This is a genomic window from Variovorax sp. OK212, from assembly GCF_900112425.1.
Taxonomy (GTDB): domain Bacteria; phylum Pseudomonadota; class Gammaproteobacteria; order Burkholderiales; family Burkholderiaceae_C; genus Variovorax.
Window position 1 is genome coordinate 285,903 of record NZ_FOLP01000006.1, and the last position, 19,870, is coordinate 305,772.

The window sequence follows — 19,870 nt, forward strand, 5'->3', positions numbered from 1 at the left end:
GGTTCGTCCTTTTCAGGGTGTCTCATGACCGCCTCCGCCGTTCTCCGTTCCCGTGCCCGCAGCGCCGCATGGCTGCTTCTTCCAGCCGTATCCGCCATTTTCCTGGCCGGCTGCTCGCCTAAACCCGCGGCCGAGGACCCCGTTCGCGCGGTCAAGTTCGTGACCGTGGGCACCAGCGAATTCGACGCCCAGCCCGAGTTCTCGGCCGAGGTGCGCGCGCGTGTCGAGTCGCGCCTGGGCTTCCGCGTGGCGGGCAAGATCACGCGCCGCCAGGCCGAGCTCGGCCAGCGCGTGCAGGCCGGCCAGGTGCTGGCCCAGCTCGATCCGCAGGACTACAAGCTCGCCACCGAAGCCGCGCGCGCCCAGCAGGCCGCCGCGCTCACCAACCGTGACCTGGCTGCCGCCGACCTGAAGCGCTACGCCGAACTGCGCCAGCAGAACTTCATCAGCGGCGCCGAACTCGAGCGCCGCGAAACCACCTGGAAGGCCGCGCAGGCCCAGCTCGAACAGGCGCAGGCGCAGTTCGCCTCGCAGGGCAACCAGGCCAACTACACGACGCTGGTGGCCGACGTGGCCGGCGTCATCACCGCCATCGAGGCCGAGCCGGGCCAGGTGGTGCAGGCCGGCACGCCGGTCGTGCGCATCGCCCAGGACGGCGCGCGCGACGTGGTGTTCGCGGTGCCCGAAGACCGCGCCACGCTCATCAAGACCGGCACGCCCGTCACGGTGCGCGGCTGGTCGGGCGGCGACGAGCTGCAGGGCCAGGTGCGCGAAGTGGCGGCCAGTGCCGACGCGGTCACGCGCACGTACTCGGTCAAGGTCGCGATCGACGCGGCCACCTCGCCGCCGCTGGGCGCCACCGTCTATGCGCGTCCGCAGGCGCTGGCCCATGCCAGCACCGCGGTGATGAAGCTGCCGACCAGCGCACTGCGCCAGGAAGGCAAGGGCTCGGCCGTGTGGGTGCTCGACAAGGCGACCATGACGGTGCGCTCGCAGCCCGTGCAGGTGGCCACCGCCGACGGCAACGAGGCCGTGATCGCCTCGGGCATCGCGCCCGGCATGATGGTCGTGGCCGCGGGCGTGCATGTGCTGCAGCCGGGGCAGAAGGTCACCATCTACCAGTCGAAGGAGGCGGCCGCGGCCGCCGCCAATGCGAGCGCGAAGGACTCGGTCCAGCCGGTCACCGCCGTCGCCGCGACGAACAAGGAGATTGCAGCGGGTGCCGGCAAATGAGCGGCGGCGCGGCAGATCCCTCCGACAAGCCTTCGGGCTTCAACCTCTCCAAATGGGCGCTGGACCACGCGCCCCTCACGCGCTACCTGATGGTGGTGCTGATGGTGCTGGGTGCCTTCGCGTACTTCCAGCTCGGCCAGGACGAAGACCCGCCCTTCACCTTCCGTGCGATGGTGGTGCGCACCTACTGGCCCGGCGCCACCGCGCAGCAGGTGGCCGAGCAGGTCACCGACAAGCTCGAGCGCACGCTGCAGGAAGCACCGTACGCCGACAAGATCCGCAGCTACTCCAAGCCGGGCGAGTCGCAGATCATCTTCAACATCAAGGACTCGTCGAAGTCCACCGAGGTGGCCAACGTCTGGTACACGGTGCGCAAGAAGATCGGCGACATGCGCGCCACCTTGCCCGCCGGCGTGCAGGGCCCGTACTTCAATGACGACTTCGGCGACGTCTATGGCGTGATCTACGCGCTGGAAAGCGAAGGCTTCAGCTACGCCGAGCTGAAGACGCTGGCCGACGACGTGCGTCAGCAGCTGCTGCGCGTGAAGGACGTGGCCAAGGTCGACCAGTTCGGCGTGCAGGACGAGAAGGTCTACATCGAGATCTCGCAGAAGCGCCTGGCGCAGCTGGGGCTCGACTTCAACGCGGTGCTGTCGCAGCTCGGTTCGCAGAACGCGATCGAGAGCGCCGGCACCATCCAGTCGCCGCAGGACGTGGTGCAGGTGCGCGTGGCCGGCCAGTTCACCAGCGTCGACCAGCTGCGCGACATGCCCATCCGCGGCAGCTCCGGCAACCAGCTGAAGCTGGGCGACATCGCGGACATTCGCCGCGGCTATGTCGACCCGCCGGCGGTGAAGGTGCACCACCAGGGCAAGGAAGTGATCGCGCTGGGCGTGTCCATGGCCAAGGGCGGCGACATCATCGCGCTGGGCAAGGCGCTGAAGGCCACCACGACCACCATCGACCAGCGCCTGCCGGCCGGCGTGAAGCTGGCGCAGGTGCAGGACCAGCCGGTGTCGGTGGCCAGCTCGGTCAACGAGTTCGTGGGCGTGCTGATCGAGGCCGTGGCCATCGTGCTGGCGGTGAGCATCATCTCGCTGGGCCTGCACAAGGGCGGGCGCTTCGGCTGGTACATCGACATGCGCCCGGGGCTGGTGGTGGCCATCACCATTCCGCTGGTGCTGGCCGTGACCTTCCTGGCGATGAACTACTTCGGCATCGGGCTGCACAAGATATCGCTGGGGTCGCTCATCATCGCGCTGGGCCTGCTGGTGGACGACGCGATCATTGCGGTCGAGATGATGGTGCGCAAGATGGAAGAGGGCTACGACAAGGCCCGCGCCGCCACCTATGCCTACGACGTGACGGCCAAGCCGATGCTCACGGGCACGCTCATCACGGCGGCGGGCTTCCTGCCGATCGGGCTGGCCAAGTCGGTGACGGGCGAATACACCTTCGCGATCTTCGCGGTGACGGTGATTGCGCTGGTGCTGTCGTGGATCGTCTCGGTGTACTTCGTGCCTTACCTCGGCACGCTGCTGCTGAAGGTGAAGGCGCACGACCCCGATGCGCCCCCGCACGAGCTGTTCGACACGCCGTTCTACAACGCCTTTCGCCGCACCGTGAACTGGTGCGTGCAGCACCGCTGGATGACCATCGGCGCCACTGTGCTGATCTTCGCGCTGGGCATCGTGGGCATGGGCAAGGTGCAGCAGCAGTTCTTCCCGGACTCGAGCCGGCCCGAGATCCTGGTGGACATCTGGTTCCCCGAAGGCACCTCGTTCGCGGCCAATGAAGAAGTGGCCAAGCGCGTGGAGAAGCGCTTCATGGAAGAGACCGGCGTGAACACGGTCAGCACCTGGATCGGCTCGGGCGTGCCGCGCTTCTACCTGCCGCTGGACCAGGTGTTCCCGCAGACCAACGTGTCGCAGCTCATCGTGCTGGCCAAGGACCTGAAGGTGCGCGAGACGCTGCGCCTGAAGCTGCCGCAGGTGCTGGCGCAGGAATTCCCCGAGGTGCGCGGGCGCGTCAAGCTGCTGCCCAACGGGCCGCCGGTGCCGTACCCGGTGCAGTTCCGCGTGATCGGCACCGACCCGGCGCAGCTGCGCGGCCATGCCGACGAGGTGAAGGCCGTGCTGCGCGAGAACGCCAACATGCGCGGCGTGAACGACAACTGGAACGAGTCGGTGAAGGTGATCCGCCTGGAGATCGACCAGGCCAAGGCACGCGCGCTGGGCGTGACCAGCCAGGCGATCGCGCAGGCGTCCAAGACCATGTTCAGCGGCACCACCGTGGGCCAGTACCGCGAGAACGACCAGCTGATCGACATCGTGCTGCGCCAGGCGCCCGACGAGCGCCAGGCCATCTCGGACATCGGCAACGCCTACATCCCGACCAGTTCGGGCCGCTCGATTCCGCTCACGCAGATCGCCAAGCCGGTGTTCACCTGGGAGCCGGGCGTGATGTGGCGAGAGAACCGCGACTACGCCATCACCGTGCAGGGCGACGTCATCGAGGGCCTGCAGGGCGCGACCGTGACGGCGCAGCTGCTGCCCAGGCTGCGCGAGCTGGAGGCCGGCTGGGCCGCGGCCGGGCAGGGCGGCTACCGCATCGAGGTGGCCGGCGCGGTGGAGGAAAGCAGCAAGGGCTCGGCCTCGATCGTGGCGGGCGTGCCGATCATGCTGTTCCTGGTGTTCACGCTGCTGATGCTGCAGCTGCACAGCTTCAGCCGCTCGCTGCTGGTGTTCATCACTGGGCCGATGGGCATTGCCGGCGTGGCCGGTGCGCTGCTGCTGTTGAACCGGCCGTTCGGCTTCGTGGCGCTGCTGGGCGTGATCGCGCTGATGGGCATGATCCAGCGCAACGCGGTGATCCTGATCGACCAGATCGAGCTCGACCGCGCGGCGGGTGTGCCGGCGTGGGACGCGATCGTGGAGTCGGCGGTGCGCCGGCTGCGCCCGATCGTGCTGACGGCCGCGGCGGCGGTGCTGGCCATGATCCCGCTGTCGCGCAGCGTGTTCTGGGGGCCAATGGCCGTGGCCATCATGGGCGGGCTGATCGTGGCGACCGTGCTGACGCTGCTGGCCTTGCCGGCGATGTATGCGGCGGCGTTCCGCGTCAAACGTGAAACGGGCGAGCCAAGTCGACCGAAGGCGTTGCCCGGTCCGGAAGCGGCCCCGATTAGTGTTTAAAATTGAAAGCTGACCGATTTCAAGCGGATGGTCTTTGGCCCATGCAACTTCATGGCGCAAAGAGGCCGTCCGCTTTTGCATTCACCTGAAAGATTGGCATCGCGCGGGTGGCGAAATTGGTAGACGCACCAGGTTTAGGTCCTGACGTTCGCAAGAACGTGCCGGTTCGAGTCCGGCCCCGCGCACCAGCCCTGCTAAGTAGCCCGTTCTATCGAGCAGTGACGAAGCCCCCGTTTCGAAAGAGACGGGGGCTTTTTCTTTTTTTTTCCTTGGGCGGGGCTTTACCAGTCGCTGTTGTCGCCACCACCACCGCTGCTGCTGCCGTCGTCCCACGAACTCGTGTCGGTGATGCCGAAGTCGTTGTCGACGATGCGCTCGGGCGCTTGATCTGAGGCGGACGACGAGGAAGGCCAGAGGCTGCGGCCCATCTCGTTGTTGCCGCTGTTGCCGCTGTCGGCGACGTGGGAGGTGTCGTTGCGCTCCGTGGTGTCCGACCTGTTGTTCATCCAGTGACGCACGGCCTCCTGGGCCACGACCGCGCCGACACCCACGGCCGCGCCGGTGGCCAGCGCCGAGCCCAGGCCCATGCCGGGCGCCGCTGCGGGAGGGGCCGCGGGTGTCCAGTTGCCGCCCGGCGCGTAGCTGCCGTAGCCGCTGCCTGGTCCGCTGGGCCCACCTTGCGCGCCTGGTGCAGGGCCGTATGACGGAGCTTGCGCTGCGGGCGCAGCCACCTTGCGGCGGAAGGCCAGGTACCCCACGGCCAGCAGCCCCACCAACGCGATGGGCAGCCACGGTGTCGACCCGGTCCTGGTCTTGGACTCGGTCTGCAGCGGTGCGGGTGCGGGCGTGCTCGCGCGTGAAGGCTCGGTGCGGCTCGCAGCGGCCGCGGGCTTGTCGAGCTTGCGGGTCAGCCGCTCGACGGCTTCGGGTTTGGCGAAAGACAGGTCGGGTGCGAGTTTTCTGGCTTCTGCCAATGCGTTCCGAGCGCCGTCGAGCTTGCCTTGCGCCGCGAGCAGCTCAGCTTGCACGAAATGCGCTTTCGCGCTGTTGGGGTGGTCCTTCAGCACCTTCGCGATCATGGTGTCGGCGTCGGCCATCCGGCCGCCGTTCGCGGCCTCGTAGATCTGCTGGATGGTGGGCTCTTTCGAGGCCGGCGCGTCGGTGGCGGCTTGCGCCAACGAGGGCATGCCGAATGCGATGACAAGGGTGAAGGCGAGGGCGGTGAAGAGTCGCTGAAGCATGGTTTTTCCTGCGCGTTCCTGCGAAGAAGGAACGAATCGGAACCGACTTTACGGCTGGAATATTGGCCAAACCTGACCGTCGTTCGCCGCGAGACAGGGCCCCGTGAAAACCCGCTTTTCCGCCAGATTAGAATCGCGGGTTGCCCAGTTTTGCAGGCGGCACGTGTGTGCCTCCGCATAAATCCCGCTAGCGCGTGTAAGTCCTTGATCTGTATTGATAAAAACGATGCAGGCCCCGCGCACCCAGCCCCCTTACCAGGAAGACATCATGACCGTGACCGTTGAAACTCTCGAGAAGCTCGAACGCAAGATCACGCTGACCCTGCCGGTCGGCACCATCCAGTCCGAAGTCGATTCGCGCCTCAAGAAGCTCGCGCGCACCGTCAAGATGGACGGCTTCCGTCCCGGCAAGGTGCCGATGAACGTCGTGGCCCAGCGCTACGGCTACTCGGTGCACTACGAAGTCATGAACGACAAGGTCGGCGAAGCCTTCTCGCAAGCCGCCAACGAAGCCAAGCTGCGCGTGGCCGGCCAGCCCCGCATCACCGAGAAGGAAGAATCGCCCGAAGGCGAACTGGCCTTCGACGCGGTGTTCGAAGTGTTCCCAGAAGTCAAGATCAACGACCTGTCGACCGCCGAAGTCGAGAAGCTGTCGGCCGAAGTGGGCGACGACGCCATCGACAAGACGCTGGACATCCTGCGCAAGCAGCGCCGTACCTTCGCCCAACGCGCACAAGATGCCGTGGCACAGGACGACGACCGCGTGACCGTCGACTTCGAAGGCAAGATCGACGGCGAGCCCTTCCAGGGCGGCAAGGCCGAAGACTTCCAGTTCGTCGTCGGCGAAGGCCAGATGCTCAAGGAATTCGAAGACGCCGTGCGCGGCATGAAGTCCGGCGACAGCCGCACCTTCCCGCTGTCGTTCCCGGCCGACTACCACGGCAAGGACGTGGCTGGCAAGCAAGCCGACTTCCTCGTGACCGTGAAGAAGATCGAAGCCTCGCACCTGCCCGAAGTCAACGAACAGCTCGCCAAGTCGCTCGGCATCGCCGAAGCCACGGTGGAAGGCCTGCGCGCCGACATCAAGCGCAACCTCGAGCGCGAAGTGAAGTTCCGCCTGCTGGCGCGCAACAAGAACGCCGTGATGGACGCGCTGGTGGCCAACGCCGAGCTCGACCTGCCGAACGCCAGCGTGCAGAGCGAAGTGAGCCGCATGGTCGAAGGCGCCCGTGCCGAGCTGAAGCAGCGCGGCATCAAGGACGCCGACAAGGCGCCGATCCCCGACGAAGTGTTCCGTCCGCAAGCCGAGCGCCGCGTGCGCCTGGGCCTGGTGGTGGCCGAGCTGGTGCGTGCCAACAACCTGCAGGCCAAGCCCGAGCAGATCAAGGCCCACATCGACGAGCTGGCCGCCAGCTACGAAAAGCCGGCCGACGTGGTTCGCTGGTACTTCAGCGACAACAACCGCCTGGCGGAAGTCGAAGCCGTGGTCATCGAGAACAACGTGACCGACTTCGTCCTGGGCAAGGCCAAGGTCAACGAAAAGTCGGTGTCGTTCGACGAGCTGATGGCGCAACAGCAAGGCTGATTTCCGTCGCTGCCCGCAACGCCAATGGGGCTTGTGCTTTGCGGCACGAGCCCCATTTCACTCAGGCGTACAGTGCAAACAAGCAGCGAACGACCTCATCTTCCGGAAAGAAAATTCATGATCGCAAACGAAATTCAAGGCCTCGGCATGGTTCCGATGGTCATCGAGCAATCGGGCCGCGGCGAGCGGTCTTACGACATCTACTCGCGCCTCCTCAAGGAGCGCATCATTTTCCTGGTGGGCGAGGTCAACGACCAGACGGCCAATCTCGTGGTGGCACAGCTGCTGTTCCTCGAGAGCGAGAACCCGGACAAGGACATTTCGTTCTACATCAACTCGCCCGGCGGCAGCGTGAGCGCCGGCATGGCGATCTACGACACCATGCAGTTCATCAAGCCGGACGTGTCGACCATGTGCCTGGGCTTCGCGGCCAGCATGGGCGCCTTCCTGCTGGCGGCCGGTGAGAAGGGCAAGCGTTTCTCGCTGCCCAACTCCAAGATCATGATCCACCAGGTGCTTGGCGGCGCACGCGGCCAGGCCACCGACATCGAGATCCATGCGCGCGACATCCTGCGCACCAAGGACCAGATGAACCGCATCCTGGCCGAGCGCACGGGCCAGCCGCTGGAAAAGGTCAAGTCGGACACCGAACGCGACTACTTCCTGACCGCCGACGAAGCCAAGGACTACGGGCTGGTCGACCAGGTCGTGGCCAAGCGCGGTTAAAGCCATCCAGGCAGCCGGCACGGCCCAGGCCGCCTGGCGCTGAGGGCGCCAAATGGCAAAAAACGGCGTTTTCCACACGGGAAACGCCGTTTTTCTTTCGTTATCATTGTCCACACCCTGTCACGAGGCAAAAGTCCATGGCCGAAAAAAAAGGCTCTTCCAGCGAAAAAACGCTTTATTGCTCGTTCTGCGGCAAGAGCCAGCATGAGGTCAAGAAGCTGATCGCGGGCCCTTCGGTCTTCATCTGCGACGAGTGCATCGACCTCTGCAACGAGATCATCCGCGACGAGCTGCCCGCGGGCGAGGAAGCGCGCGATGCGCGCAGCGACCTGCCGACACCGCTGGAGATCAAGACCAACCTCGACAACTACGTGATCGGCCAGGAGCCGGCCAAGCGCATGTTGTCGGTGGCCGTCTACAACCACTACAAGCGCCTTCGCCACAAGGAAAAGGCCAAGGGCGAGGATGTGGAGCTCAGCAAGAGCAACATCCTGCTGATCGGCCCCACGGGCTCGGGCAAGACGCTGCTGGCGCAGACGCTGGCGCGCATGCTCGACGTGCCGTTCGTGATGGCCGACGCCACCACGCTGACCGAAGCCGGCTATGTGGGCGAAGACGTCGAGAACATCATCCAGAAGCTGCTGCAGAGCTGCAACTACGAGGTGGAACGGGCCCAGCGCGGCATCGTCTACATCGACGAAATCGACAAGATCTCGCGCAAGTCCGACAACCCCTCGATCACGCGCGACGTGTCGGGCGAGGGCGTGCAGCAGGCCCTGCTGAAGCTCATCGAAGGCACCATGGCCAGCGTGCCGCCCCAGGGCGGGCGCAAGCACCCGAACCAGGACTTCCTGCAGATCGACACGACCAACATCCTGTTCATCTGCGGCGGCGCGTTCGCCGGCCTGGAAAAGGTCATCGAAAACCGCACCGAGGCCTCGGGCATCGGCTTCGGCGCCGCGGTGAAGAGCAAGGCGCAACGCAGCATCACCGAGGTGTTCCGCGAGGTCGAACCCGAAGACCTGATCAAATTCGGCCTGATCCCCGAACTCGTGGGCCGCATGCCCGTGGTCGCTTCGCTCGCCGAACTCAGCGAGGACGCGCTGGTGCAGATCCTGACCGAGCCGAAGAACGCCGTGGTCAAGCAGTTCACCAAGCTGCTGCAGATGGAGGGCGTGGACCTCGAGATCCGCCCGGCGGCGCTCAAGGCGATCGCGCGCAAGGCGCTGGCCCGCAAGACCGGCGCACGCGGCCTGCGCTCCATCCTTGAACAGTCGCTGATCGACACCATGTTCGAATTGCCGAACGCGACCAATGTCGACAAGGTGGTGGTCGAGGAATCGACCATCGACGAAAACAAGCCCCCGCTGCTCGTGTACCGCGAAGCGGCGAAAAAGGCCTAAAGCCAAAGACGCGAAGGATCTGCATGTCTGGCCACACCCCATTGCCTCCCGAAGCACTCGACCTGCCGCTGCTGCCGCTGCGCGACGTCGTGGTGTTTCCCCACATGGTGATCCCGCTGTTCGTGGGTCGTCCCAAGAGCATCAAGGCGCTCGAACTGGCCATGGAAGCGGAACGCCGCATCATGCTGGTGGCCCAGAAGGCCGCCGCCAAGGACGAGCCCTCGGTCGAGGACATGTTCGAAGTCGGCTGCGTCTCGACCATCCTGCAGATGCTCAAGCTGCCCGACGGCACCGTGAAGGTGCTGGTCGAAGGCCAGCAGCGCGCGCGCGTCAACCGCATCGATGACGGCGAGACCCATTTCTCGGCCAACGTGACGCCCGTGGCGGTGTCCGAAGGCAGCGAGAAGGGCACCGAGGTCGAAGCACTGCGCCGCGCCGTGATGCAGCAGTTCGACCAGTACGTCAAGCTGAACAAGAAGATTCCGCCCGAGATCCTGACCTCGATCTCGAGCATCGACGACCCGGGCCGCCTGGCGGACACCATCGCCGCGCACCTGCCGCTCAAGCTCGACAACAAGCAGGCCGTGCTCGACCTCGACGACGTCAAGGCGCGTCTAGAAAACCTCTTCGGCCAGCTCGAGCGCGAAGTCGACATCCTGAACGTCGACAAGAAGATCCGCGGGCGCGTGAAGCGCCAGATGGAAAAGAACCAGCGCGACTTCTATCTCAACGAGCAGGTCAAGGCCATCCAGAAGGAGCTCGGCGAAGGCGAAGAGGGCGCGGACATCGAGGAGATCGAGAAGAAGATCAAGCTCGCCAAGATGTCCAAGGAAGGCCTGAAGAAGGCCGAGGGCGAGCTCAAGAAGCTCAAGCTCATGTCGCCCATGTCGGCCGAAGCCACCGTGGTGCGCAACTACATCGACGTGCTCATCGGCCTGCCGTGGAGCAAGAAGACCAAGATCAAGCACGACCTGGCGAATGCCGAAGCCGTGCTCAATGCCGACCACTACGGCCTCGAGAAGGTCAAGGACCGCATCCTTGAATATCTCGCGGTGCAGCAACGCGTCGACAAGGTGAAGGCACCCATCCTGTGCCTCGTGGGCCCACCGGGCGTCGGCAAGACCTCGCTGGGGCAGTCGATCGCCAAGGCGACCGGCCGCAAGTACACCCGCATGGCGCTGGGCGGCATGCGCGACGAAGCCGAGATCCGCGGCCATCGCCGCACCTACATCGGCGCGCTGCCGGGCAAGGTGCTGCAGGGGCTGAGCAAGATCGGCACGCGCAACCCGCTGTTCCTGCTCGACGAAATCGACAAGCTGGGCACCGACTTCCGTGGCGATCCGTCGAGCGCGCTGCTCGAAGTGCTCGACCCGGAACAGAACCACACCTTCGGCGACCACTACGTGGAAGTCGACTTCGACCTGAGCGACGTGATGTTCGTCGCCACTTCGAATTCGATGAACATTCCGCCGGCGCTGCTGGACCGCATGGAGGTCATCCGCCTCTCGGGTTACACCGAGGACGAGAAGACCAACATCGCGATCAAGTACCTGCTGCCCAAGCAGATGAAGAACAACGGCGTGAAGGACGAGGAACTCGCCGTCACCGAAGAAGCCGTGCGCGACATCGTGCGCTACTACACGCGTGAAGCGGGTGTGCGTTCGCTGGAACGCGAGCTGTCCAAGATCTGCCGCAAGGTGGTGAAGGGCCTGCTGCTGAAGCAACTCACGCCGAAGGTCACGGTCGACGGCAAGAACCTCAACGACTTCCTGGGCGTGCGCAAGTACAGCTTCGGCCTCGCCGAGAAGCAGAACCAGGTCGGCCAGGTGGTCGGTCTCGCGTGGACGGAAGTCGGCGGCGACCTGCTGACGATCGAGGCGGTGACCATGCCCGGCAAGGGGGTGATCAGCCGCACCGGTTCGCTGGGCGACGTGATGAAGGAATCGGTCGAGGCCGCGCGCACCGTGGTGCGCAGCCGCTCGCGCCGCCTGGGCATCAAGGACGAGGTGTTCGAGAAGCGCGACATCCACATCCACGTGCCCGACGGCGCCACGCCGAAGGACGGCCCGAGCGCGGGCGCGGCGATGACGACGGCTTTCGTGTCGGCGCTCACGGGTATCCCCGTACGCAGCGACGTCGCCATGACCGGCGAAATCACGCTGCGCGGCGAGGTGACGGCCATCGGCGGCCTGAAGGAAAAGCTGCTGGCCGCGCTGCGCGGCGGCATCAAGACCGTGCTGATTCCCGAAGAGAACGCCAAGGACCTGCAGGACATTCCCGAGAACGTGAAGAACGGCCTCGAGATCGTGCCCGTGAAGTGGATCGACAAGGTGCTCGAGATCGCTCTGGAGAAAATGCCCGAGCCGCTGTCCGACGAAGAGGTGGCCGCATCGGCTGCTGCCGTGGCCGAACTGGCCAAGCAGCGTGCCGGCGCACCGGCTGCGGGCGGTTCGGTCAAGCATTGATCGAATTCGAGTCGCAAGACTTGTGAAGCCTCGAAATATTGGTATATAATTCGAGGCTCGAAACGCGGGAATAGCTCAGTTGGTAGAGCGCAACCTTGCCAAGGTTGAGGTCGAGAGTTCGAGACTCTTTTCCCGCTCCAGTTTTGAAAAAGGGAAGCGTCAGCTTCCCTTTTTTTCGCTAGTTCGATTTCGTATTTGCGTGGCGCGATAGCAAAGCGGTTATGCAACGGATTGCAAATCCGTCTAGCCCGGTTCGACTCCGGGTCGCGCCTCCACCTTCTCGTTCAACTAGATTCGACCCGACTTCCAGGCCCCGCCAACCCATGTTGCCGGGGCTTGTTTTGTTTGGGTTATCGTCGATGTTCAACCTGACGCCCGGATGGTGAAATTGGTAGACACATCGGACTTAAAATCCGCCGCTTCCTTAATCGGGGCATACGGGTTCGACCCCCGTTCCGGGTACCAAACTTACAAGGGAGCATTCGATGCCTCGCTACAACGCTCCATTTGAAATTCATGTGCACGGCGATGTGCCGTTGCGGTCCGATGTGACCTTCGACCAGATCCAGGAGGCGCTCAGTCCCCTGTGGAAATATGCCGGCGCCAAGTCGCTGGCCGATGGCGCCACGAGCACCTACGAAGAAGAACCCGGCATCCGTTTCGAGCAGAAGGACCACACGCTGCAGATCTGCTGGACCGTGCCGGGCGACGAAGACTTCCGCCAGGCGCTCGACGAGATGTGCATGGGCCTGAACGAGCTCTCCGACCGCGGCGCGGCCATCGAGGTCACCTTCTACGACACCGACTTCGACGAGGAAGAGGGCGACCCTGAAGAAGAGTCGCGCGACGACTTCCTGATGCTGTTCGTCGGCCCCAACCCCGCCGCGATCATGCAGGTGCAGCGCGACCTGCTGGTGGAAGACGTCGTCAACCTCATGGAGCGCCACTTCGACGGCGCCGAGCTGGGTGGCGTGGTCGCCGAGATCGATCGCCTCTTCAGCGACCGTTTCGACGCGCTGGTGAACTCGCTGGAGATCGGCAAGCGCCCGCGCGGCACGGGTGGTTCCGGCGGCAGCGGTGGCGGCCATGGCGGCGGCCGCCGTCCGCGTCACCTGCACTGACCCTTTCACCCCCGCGAGAAAGAGGCCGCATGGCCCTGTTTCCCGCCTCCGCGCTGCGCCCCGGCGTGCGCAAGCGCGAAGTGTTCGGTTGGGCGATGTACGACTTCGCCAACTCGGGCTACACCACGGTCGTCATCACCGCGGTGTTCGCCGCCTACTTCGTGGGCGGTATCGCCAAGGGCGCGCCGTGGGCCGCCTTTGCGTGGACCGCCGCCCTCAGCACCTCCTACGCCATCGTGATGCTCACGATGCCCGCCATCGGGGCCTGGGCCGACCAGCATGCCGCCAAGAAGCGCGTGCTGGTCTTCGCAACCGTCGGCTGCGTGCTGGCCACCGCCGCGCTGGCCGTGACGCCGCGCTTCTCGGGCCCCTCCGGCGTGGCCCTGGCGATGGCGCTGATCATCGTCTCCAATGCTTTCTATTCCTACGGCGAGTCGCTCACGGGCGCCTTCCTGCCCGAGCTGGCCACGGCCGAAGGCATGGGCAAGGTGAGCGGCTGGGGCTGGAGCTTCGGCTATGTCGGCGGCATGCTGGCGCTGGGCATTTGCCTGGCCTACGTGCTGTGGTCGCAATCGAAGGGGCTGCCGGCGGCGCACTTCGTGCCGGTCACCATGCTGATCACGGCGGTCATCTACGGCGGTGCGGCCTGCGCCACGTTCGCGCTGTTGCCCGAGCGTGCGAAACCGCAGGCGGCGGGCACCGAAGCCGGCGCGTGGCAGCAGCTGCTCGCCACCTACCGGCAGGCACGCGCCTACCGCGACTTCATGTGGTTGCTTGTCTGCACAGTCTTCTACCAGGGCGGCGTGGCGGTCGCCATCACGCTCGCGGCCATCTATGCGGAGCAGGTGATCGGCTTCGTCGCGAGCGAGACGATGGTGCTGATCTTCGTGCTCAACATCGCCGCGGCGCTGGGCGCGTTCAGCTTCGGCTACGTGCAGGACCGCATCGGCCACAAGGTCTCGCTGGCCGGCACGCTGGTCGCCTGGATCGCGGTCTGCGTGATCGCCGCCATGGTGAGCACCAAGGGCGGCTTCTGGTGGGCCGCCGCCATCGCCGGGCTGGCGATGGGGTCGAGCCAGTCGGCGGGCCGCGCCATGACGGGCTACCTGGCGCCGCCGCAACAGCTGGCGGAGTTCTTCGGCCTCTGGACCTTCGCCACGCGGCTGGCCAGCATCATCGGCCCGCTGAGCTTCGGTGCCATCACCTGGATGACCGGCGGCAACCAGCGCATCGCGATCCTCTCGACCGCGGTGCTGTTCGTCGCGGGTCTCTTGCTGCTGCTGCCGATCGACATGCAGCGTGGCCGGCAAGCCGCGCTGCGTTCCTAGCCCCGCGCGATCAGGGCAGCCTGTCGCCGAACAGGCTGTCGTTGGTCAGCGGATAGCCGACCGCCGGCGCATAGCGCTGGACCCAGTTCGCCGGGTTCTTCACGCGGGCCGCGAAGGCTGCGAGGTCGGAGCGGTCGAGCGAGCCGGTGTAGATCGTGTTGGTCTGGTTGGCAGGCGAAACCACGAAGCTGAAGGCCGTGCCGGCCGCCGTGATGCTCGCGGGAATGGTGCCGGCGTTGCCGCCCAGCGTGATGCTCGCGAGGTAGTCGCCCACCGCCGTGATCTTGCCCGCCTTGCCTTCGCTCAGGCCGGCGATGGTGCCGCCCGCGATGGCATAGATGGTTTCAGACTTCCCGATGCCGCCGGGCGAGCCGAGCGTGAAGCCCTTGTCCGCGACCGGATTGCCGGTGACGTCGGTCTGGATCGTCACGATGGTGCCGGCCGGCAGGTTCTGGTCCGCGGTCCAGAAGAAGGCCGTTTCGTTGGTGATGTCCTTGAACTCGTCCGGGTCCGCCTTGCGGTCGCGGTCGGTGAAGAGCACCTGCGTGCCGCCGTTCAGGGCCTTCAGCAGCACGAAGGCGTAGGCGTCGGGCGCCTCGGCGTTGGCGGCCATGAAGAGCAGGTCGCCCGCGACCAGCGGGGTGGGCACGCCGGCGCTCGTGAAGCTCAGCGTCGTGGCATCAGCAATGCCCTGGAAGGCGTTGCCGCGCGCGTCGGTGACGGCGCTGGCGTCCACCGTGATGTAGTAGCCCGTGCTCATCGCGAGCTTGGCCGTGGGCACCAGCGTCAGCTTGTTGAAGGCCACCTGCAGGCGCGCAGCCGGGCTGTTGCCGTGGAAGGTCTCGACCACGCTGCCGTCGGCCTTGTGCAGCGCGATGCTGCCGGAGCCCAGGCGCACGGCCTCGTTGAACGACAGGGTGATCGAGGTGTCGAGGTTGACGCCCACGCGGCCCGCCGCGGGCAGGGCCTTCTTGAGCACCGGTCCGGTGGTGTCGACCCAGGGCGAGCCCAGGCGAACCACGAAGCCGTCGAACTTCTGGTCGGCGGCGGGCAGGTCCTTCGACGCGGTGGCACCGTCCCACTTGGTGTCGCCGTTGTCGAGCAGCAGCTGCACCTGCGTACCGGCCTTGACCGGGCCCGGCACCTCGACGGTCGACTCGAAGCTGCCGCCCGACGCCTTGCGCAGCAGGTCGAGGTCGTTCGACAGCTCGACCGGTGCGCTGTTGGCGTTGCCGTCCCAGGCGAACAGCGCGAAGTTGCGGTCCACGTCGGGGCTGCTGGCGCCCGCCGGGCCGGCCACGATCAGGTAGTTGCCGTCGGTGCCCTTGTCGATCGAGCGGATGCCGCGCCCGCCCAGCTCCAGCTCGATGGCCGCGCCGAAGGTGGCCTGCGTGGCGGTGCCCGCGATGAGCGCGGCGTAGTTCTGCACCGGCACGATCAGCGCCTTGGCGCGCACCGAGGTGCCCGTCTGCGGCGCGCGAAAGCCCAGCCACAGCGCGGTGTCGCCCGGCGAGCTGGTCATGCCCTCGATGGAGAAGCCGTCGACGCGCTCGGGCGCGATGCCGGCCGCGGCCGACACGGCAAAGCCGAAGCGGTTGGCGCCCAGGCCGTGCGCGTTGGTGCTGTCCCAGGCGACGAGCTGCGCCTCGAGCAGCGAGAACTTGCCCACGTAGTTGAAGGCCGTGGCCGCGCCGGTGCCGGTGACCTTCACCGCGAAGAGGTGCGAGCGCTCGGACGCCGCCTCGGCGCCGTCCTTCTTGTTGCTGTTGGAGCCCGTGAAGTACAGCGTGTCGCCGATGCGCGTGCCGGCCTCGAGGTCGAGTTCCTTGGTGAGCTTGGGGCCCTCGAGCTCGTAGCTCCATTCCTTCACGGCGGCACCGCCGCCGCGCGGGTACACGCGCAGCACGTTCGACTCGTCGTCCGCCACCAGCATGAAGTCGCCGGGCAGCGCGAGGGCGGTCGATGCGTCCGACGAGCCTTCGGTGGTGCCGGCGTTGGGCGTGAAGCGCGCCTTCGACACGAGCTGGTCGGGTTCCGCTTCAGGCTGCGCAACCACCACCGGCGGCGGTGCGGAGCTGGCCGGCGGAAAGAAGCCGAAGCCGCCCGAGCTGCCGCCGCCACCACCGCAGGCGGCCAACAGCAACGACAGGGTGCTGGCGAGCAGCATGGGCTTGAAGGGAATGCGGGCCGAAAAGTGCGAATTCATTGTGCGCGGTGGTTCTTTGTAAGAAACCGCGCATGCTGTTACTTTCGCATGACAGGTCCGTGAAAGTCCGGACCCGAGTCAGGTGTTCGTCAGGCCTCTATCGAGTGCTTATCGAGTGCTTGTCGGCTGTTGATCAGGGCGTTTGCTGGCGCAGCGACTTCGGCACCTTGTAGCGCTCGCCGTCGTAGCGCAGCGTCACGGTGTCGAACTTCGCGGGCAGCGTCTTCTCGAGGCAGCCCTGGTCTTCCTGCTCCTGCGCGCGGCTCTGCACCAGCGTGCGCGACAGCTGCAGGTCGGCCAGGCCGTTGCTGCTGCCCTTGCCGATCGACAGCATGCCGCGCAGCTTCTCGAAGTGGCCGGTGCAGGTGGAATCCCAGCCGCCGTTGTCGTGGTCGAGCTCGATCTCCTGCAGCACCTGGCGCAGCTGCTTGGCATGGTGCACGTAGAGCCGCACGGTCTCGCTCGCCAGCGGGCTGCCGGGCGCGCTGGTGCCGCGGTAGCGCACGCGCAGGCCGAAGGCGCGCGCCTCGGGCGAGAGCACGTAGCGCGAGGTGTCGATGCGGATGTCCTGGATCGAGGTGGTGGCGTCCTCGTCGAGGGCCTCGGCCTGCATGAGCCGGCCAATGACGGTGTCGCGGTCGGTGTTGCCGTTGTCGGGGCGCTGGATCAGCAGGATCTCGAGGTCGAAGACCTTGGCGCCGCGGTCGGTGGTCTCGCGCGGCAGGGGCAGCACGACGATGCTGCGGCCGGGGAACGCCGGCCAGATCTTGCAGGCCGCGAGCCGCTCGTCGAGCGGGCGGTTCGGGTGCAGCTTGGCGTGCATGCGCTCGGCCAGTCCGCTCTCGCAGGCCGCGTGGCTCAGGCCGGCGGCGCAGAGGCAAAGAAGGAAGAGGGCGGCGTGGCGCAGCAGGTGCATGGGGTCGGTGCGCGAGTTCAGGCGGGGGTGGCCACGGTGGCCGCGCCGGCCGTGGGAAGCCCGAGCCAGCGTGCCGCCGCGGCTTCGAGCACGGCGACATGGCCGCTGCTCTGCAGCGTCAAGGCGCCGGTGCCGCCGTCCGCGAGCAGGCCGGCCGACGCCAGCAGGCGCCGCGTCTGCTGCGCGACCGGCACGCCGGTGTCGATGAAGCGCAGCGTGGCCGGCGCGTGCCGGCTCAGTTCGTCTTTCACGAGCGGGTAGTGGGTGCAGCCCAGCACCACGGTGTCGACGTCCGTGGGGCCGTCGCCGAAAGGCCCGGCCTCTTTCATGTAGCGCTCGCACAGGGCCGCGATGCCCGCGGCGTCGAAGCCTTCGATGGCCTTCACGAGCCCGTCGCAGGGCACCGGGCGCACGTCGGCCGATCCGGCGAACGATGCGCGCAGGGCCGCGTATTTGGCACTGGCCAGCGTGCCGCGCGTGGCCATCACCGCGACGTGCCCGGTGCGGCTCGCCGCCACGGCGGGCTTGAGGCCCGGTTCCAGGCCCACGATCGGCAGGCCAGGGTGCTCGGCGCGCAGCAAATGAATGGCGGCCGTGGTGGCCGTGTTGCAGGCCACCACGAGCGCCTTGATGCCGTGCGCGCGCAGCAGGTGGTCGACCACCGCGCGCGAGCGCTCGATCACGTAGGCGTCTCCGCGTTCACCGTACGGCGCATAGGCCGTGTCGGCGAAGTACACGAAGTTCTCGTGCGGCAGCTCGGCCCTCAGCGCGGCCAGCACGCTGAGCCCGCCGACGCCGCTGTCGAAGACGCCTACCGGGTGCATCAGCAAGCCTTCGTGCCGCGCACCGCGGTGCGAGCGCCTGCGGGCGGCCGGGCGGCGGCGGCGGCGTTCAAGCTTGTTCCATCATGATGGTCTTGAACTCGCCGCTGGCAATGCGCTTTTGCCACTCGGCCGGGCCGGTGATGTGCGCGCTGGTGCCGCCGGCGTCCACCGCCACCGTCACGGGCATGTCGACCACGTCGAATTCATAGATGGCTTCCATGCCCAGGTCTTCGAAGCCCACCACCTTGGCGGTCTTGATGGCCTTGCTCACGAGGTAGGCGGCGCCGCCCACGGCCATGAGGTACGCGCTCTTGTGCTTCTTGATGGCCTCGATGGCCACCGGGCCGCGCTCGGCCTTGCCGATCATCGCGATCAGGCCGGTCTGGGCCAGCATCATCTCGGTGAAGCCGTCCATGCGCGTGGCGGTGGTCGGGCCGGCGGGGCCCACGGCCTCGTCGCCCACCGGATCGACCGGGCCGACGTAGTAGATGACGCGGTTGGTGAAGTCCACCGGCAGCTTCTCGCCCTTGGCCAGCATGTCCTGGATGCGCTTGTGCGCGGCGTCGCGGCCGGTGAGCATCTTGCCGTTCAGCAGGATCGTGTCGCCGGGCTTCCAGCTCGCCACTTCGGCGGGCGTGAGCTTGTCGAGGTTCACGCGCTTGCTCTTCTTCTCGTCGGGCGCCCAGTTCACGTCGGGCCACAGGTCCAGCGACGGCGGATCCAGGTACACCGGGCCGCTGCCGTCCATCGTGAAGTGCGCGTGGCGCGTGGCCGCGCAGTTGGGGATCATCGCCACCGGCTTGCTCGCGGCGTGCGTGGGGTACATCTGGATCTTCACGTCCAGCACGGTGGCCAGGCCACCCAGGCCCTGCGCGCCGATGCCCAGCGCGTTGACCTTCTCGTACAGCTCGATGCGCAGCGCCTCGACCTTGCTCAGCTCGGCGCCCGAGGCCTTCTTGGCCTGCAGCTCGTGCATGTCGAGGTCGTCCATCAGGCTTTCCTTGGCCATCAGCGCGGCCTTCTCGGCCGTGCCGCCGATGCCGATGCCCAGCATGCCGGGCGGGCACCAGCCGGCGCCCATGGTCGGCACGGTCTTCAGCACCCAGTCGACCACGCTGTCGCCGGGGTTCAGCATGGCCAGCTTGCTCTTGTTCTCGCTGCCGCCGCCCTTGGCCGCCACCGTCACTTCGACGGTGTTGCCCGGCACGATCTCGGTGAAGATCACCGCGGGCGTGTTGTCCTTGGTGTTCTTGCGGTCGAACTGCGGGTCGGCCACGACCGAGGCGCGCAGCGTGTTGTCGGGGTGGTTGTAGCCGCGGCGCACGCCTTCGTTGATGGCCTCATGAAGGCTGCCGGTGAAGCCGCCCCAGCGCACGTCCATGCCCACCTTGAGGAACACGTTGACGATGCCGGTGTCCTGGCAGATCGGGCGGTGGCCCGTGGCGCTCATCTTGCTGTTGGTCAGGATCTGCGCAATGGCGTCCTTGGCCGCGGGGCTCTGCTCGCGCTCGTAGGCGCGGGCCAGGTGGGCGATGTAGTCGGCGGGGTGGTAGTAGCTGATGTACTGCAGCGCGGCGCTGATCGATTCGATCAGGTCGGCCTGCTGGATCGTGGTCGTCATGGTGGGGGGC

Annotated in this window: 13 protein-coding genes and 4 tRNA genes; 12 read left to right on the forward strand and 5 right to left on the reverse strand. The window is 66.5% G+C overall.

Features of this window, described 5'->3' with window-relative positions:
- The first annotated feature begins 24 nt into the window (after positions 1-24).
- The 3 genes from BM004_RS20225 (at position 25) to BM004_RS20235 (ending at position 4,612) form a co-directional block, all read left to right on the forward strand.
- Positions 25-1,233, forward strand: a complete 1,209-nt coding sequence (locus BM004_RS20225; protein WP_093216148.1) for an efflux RND transporter periplasmic adaptor subunit — start codon at positions 25-27, stop codon at positions 1,231-1,233.
- Complete coding sequence (locus BM004_RS20230) at positions 1,230-4,424, forward strand: efflux RND transporter permease subunit (RefSeq protein ID WP_093216151.1); 3,195 nt, start codon at positions 1,230-1,232, stop codon at positions 4,422-4,424. The genes BM004_RS20225 and BM004_RS20230 overlap by 4 nt, the downstream gene beginning before the upstream one ends.
- A gap of 101 nt (positions 4,425-4,525) precedes the next feature.
- Positions 4,526-4,612, forward strand: a tRNA-Leu gene (locus BM004_RS20235).
- Positions 4,613-4,705: 93 nt separating this feature from the next.
- Here BM004_RS20235 and BM004_RS20240 read toward each other — a convergent pair.
- Positions 4,706-5,665, reverse strand: a complete 960-nt coding sequence (locus tag BM004_RS20240; RefSeq protein WP_093216153.1) for a hypothetical protein — start codon at positions 5,663-5,665, stop codon at positions 4,706-4,708.
- Positions 5,666-5,933: 268 nt separating this feature from the next.
- Here BM004_RS20240 and tig point away from each other — a divergent pair, with 268 nt between their 5' ends.
- From tig to BM004_RS20285, 9 genes are all read left to right on the forward strand, one after another.
- Positions 5,934-7,250, forward strand: coding sequence for a trigger factor (gene tig / locus BM004_RS20245; RefSeq protein ID WP_093129805.1), 1,317 nt, complete (start codon positions 5,934-5,936; stop codon positions 7,248-7,250).
- 117 nt (positions 7,251-7,367) lie between these two features.
- Entirely contained in the window at positions 7,368-7,976 is a 609-nt protein-coding gene (gene clpP, locus BM004_RS20250) for an ATP-dependent Clp endopeptidase proteolytic subunit ClpP (RefSeq protein ID WP_093129806.1), read from the forward strand.
- 137 nt (positions 7,977-8,113) lie between these two features.
- Positions 8,114-9,379 (forward strand): ATP-dependent Clp protease ATP-binding subunit ClpX, encoded by a 1,266-nt coding sequence (gene clpX / locus BM004_RS20255; RefSeq protein ID WP_093129807.1) that lies wholly within the window; start codon positions 8,114-8,116, stop codon positions 9,377-9,379.
- Positions 9,380-9,402: 23 nt separating this feature from the next.
- On the forward strand, positions 9,403-11,844 hold the full coding sequence (gene lon, locus BM004_RS20260) for an endopeptidase La (RefSeq protein WP_093129808.1): 2,442 nt from the start codon (positions 9,403-9,405) through the stop codon (positions 11,842-11,844).
- Positions 11,845-11,908: 64 nt separating this feature from the next.
- A tRNA-Gly gene (locus tag BM004_RS20265) sits at positions 11,909-11,984 on the forward strand.
- Positions 11,985-12,045: 61 nt separating this feature from the next.
- Positions 12,046-12,119, forward strand: a tRNA-Cys gene (locus BM004_RS20270).
- A 98-nt stretch (positions 12,120-12,217) separates the two neighbouring features.
- Positions 12,218-12,309, forward strand: a tRNA-Leu gene (locus tag BM004_RS20275).
- A 20-nt stretch (positions 12,310-12,329) separates the two neighbouring features.
- Positions 12,330-12,965, forward strand: a complete 636-nt coding sequence (locus tag BM004_RS20280; RefSeq protein WP_093129809.1) for a DUF6806 family protein — start codon at positions 12,330-12,332, stop codon at positions 12,963-12,965.
- Between the two features lie 29 nt (positions 12,966-12,994).
- On the forward strand, positions 12,995-14,293 hold the full coding sequence (locus BM004_RS20285) for an MFS transporter (protein ID WP_093216155.1): 1,299 nt from the start codon (positions 12,995-12,997) through the stop codon (positions 14,291-14,293).
- A 10-nt stretch (positions 14,294-14,303) separates the two neighbouring features.
- Here the strand turns inward: BM004_RS20285 and BM004_RS20290 are convergent, their stop codons facing one another.
- From BM004_RS20290 to BM004_RS20305, 4 genes are all read right to left on the reverse strand, one after another.
- The gene (locus BM004_RS20290) at positions 14,304-16,499 is read right to left on the reverse strand and encodes an Ig-like domain-containing domain (RefSeq protein WP_093216158.1); all 2,196 of its coding nucleotides are present in this window, start codon (positions 16,497-16,499) and stop codon (positions 14,304-14,306) included.
- A 133-nt stretch (positions 16,500-16,632) separates the two neighbouring features.
- On the reverse strand, positions 16,633-17,415 hold the full coding sequence (locus BM004_RS20295; protein ID WP_093129812.1) for a PA3715 family protein: 783 nt from the start codon (positions 17,413-17,415) through the stop codon (positions 16,633-16,635).
- A 17-nt stretch (positions 17,416-17,432) separates the two neighbouring features.
- Positions 17,433-18,239 (reverse strand): glutamate racemase, encoded by an 807-nt coding sequence (murI, locus tag BM004_RS20300; protein WP_093216160.1) that lies wholly within the window; start codon positions 18,237-18,239, stop codon positions 17,433-17,435.
- Positions 18,240-18,306: 67 nt separating this feature from the next.
- Positions 18,307-19,860, reverse strand: coding sequence for a fumarate hydratase (locus BM004_RS20305; protein ID WP_093129814.1), 1,554 nt, complete (start codon positions 19,858-19,860; stop codon positions 18,307-18,309).
- Between the last annotated feature and the right edge of the window lie 10 nt (positions 19,861-19,870).